The sequence below is a fragment of the Spirulina sp. CCY15215 genome (genome assembly GCF_016888125.1).
GTDB lineage: Bacteria > Cyanobacteriota > Cyanobacteriia > Cyanobacteriales > Spirulinaceae > CCY15215.
Window position 1 is genome coordinate 1 of the sequence record NZ_JACSWA010000354.1, and the last position, 461, is coordinate 461.

General features: G+C 37.1%; 1 pseudogene. It reads right to left on the reverse strand.

The window, feature by feature from the left end:
- A pseudogene (locus JUI58_RS08850) lies at positions 1-302 on the reverse strand (RNA-guided endonuclease TnpB family protein); the annotation flags it as partial.
- Between the last annotated feature and the right edge of the window lie 159 nt (positions 303-461).

Here is a 461-nt window from a genome sequence, read left to right on the forward strand (position 1 = left end):
CGGGGACGGTTTTCTAACTCGCCTTCTTTGAACTTCCTAGAAAGTTCCTTATAAGACTTGAAAGATTCGGCGACTCCTCTTAAGGTTTGTTGGGCAGCTTGGGCAAACAAAAATTTAAAGTTTTGATTGGTTTTGAGTTGTTTTTCAAGGTCATATTTTCCGACAATGTAATTGCACTTAAAGTAATATTGACGAGCGAGATAGATGCCGCAATTAATGAGCTTGTTTGCGGTTCTGCAAAGGTACTCTAAAAAAGGGTGGTATTTAGGTTTCTTAATTAAGTTTTGTTGACATCCATACATTAACTTTTACCTCCTTCTTAAACAATAGCAAAAAATTGTCAGATTATCAATCTTTTGCTACAATTGATTAACCAAGATAAGACATAGGCGAATAAATTCGCCGTGTCGATTTTCTACCCCGCTCTAAAGAGACGGGGCTATCAATCTCCCGTTTTTTCT